1 pseudogene is annotated in these 1,163 nt (G+C 44.4%); it reads left to right on the forward strand.

Annotation, left to right across the window (positions count from 1 at the left end):
• Positions 1-172: 172 nt before the first annotated feature.
• Positions 173-1,067: pseudogene (locus HMPREF0670_RS16035) on the forward strand (hypothetical protein).
• The last annotated feature ends 96 nt before the right edge of the window (positions 1,068-1,163 follow it).

A 1,163-nucleotide genomic window follows, 5' to 3' on the forward strand; every position in this document is an offset into this window, starting at 1 on the left:
CTAAAGTTTCCCACCCTAACAAATAGATAGAAAAATAACAGTTTGTCGAATTTTCTTTGTAAATTAGTAATTGCTAAAGAACTGATTTCAAAGATAAAACAAAAACCCGTTATGGAAGCTAAAAATAGATAAAATAAGCGAGTTATCCAAACTTTTGAGTGTTAGAAGCCGAATGAATGATGATTTATTTCATCTTTTTGGCAAGTTTGGCATCGGGCACATGTTATCTCGCCTGTCATTGGAGAAACGGGACGGAGTTTCCGCTTCGGAGTTGAACCTCTCCCTTTGCCTCTTCCGCATTGTGGGTGAGAGCATCCACCGCGTTACATGCGAAGTATGTGATTACCGATAGTTGGTTCACTTGCGAGCAGCTTATGGCGTGTGTTAGGGGCATAGGTAAGGGTGCGATGCACTTTGTCGGACTTGCAAAAGCGGGAAAGACGAGATACACCGTATCGGGCAGGAAGAAAAATGCTGCAGAACTCATTGCCGCCTATGAACGCGAACGAGGAAAGAACTGCCGTAAGTATAAATGTCGATACATTCAGCTCAACGGCAACTTAGGAGACATGCCTGTCAGAATCTTCCTCATCAAGTATGGTAGAAACTCCGCATGGAACGTCTTGCTCACCACGGACACTACGATGTCTTTCGTAAAGGCCTTTGAAGTGTATCAGATCAGATGGAACATAGAGGTGATGAACAAGGAGACTAAGCAGTATCTCGGATTGGGAGGTTATCAAGGTTGCGACTTCAATGGTCAGATAGCCGACGCAACGCTGTGTTACCTTACATATACCGTCATGGCTTTGGAAAAGCGGTTCACAGAATATCAAACCATGGGCGAACTCTTTTCGGACATGGAGGGCGAACTCATGGCACTCACGTTATGGAAGCGAGCTCTTGCCTGTATCGAACGCATTCTTCGTGTTTTAGGAGAAACACTTGGGATGACGCCCCAACACCTTATGGCTACGATCTGCGGCAACGACAAAGAGATGGTCAAAATCCTTGTAATGGCTGAAGCGTTAAAAAAGCGGGATGAAGTATGTGGGCAGTCTGCATAACTTCTATTAACCATGTGTTAAAACTCAATGGATATGGGGGACTACAGGCAAAGGTGAATGAGAAAAACCAGTGTTTTAAGGGGTGGGAAACTTTAG

The sequence above is a fragment of the Prevotella sp. oral taxon 317 str. F0108 genome (genome assembly GCF_000162415.1).
Classification (GTDB): Bacteria; Bacteroidota; Bacteroidia; order Bacteroidales; family Bacteroidaceae; genus Prevotella; species Prevotella conceptionensis.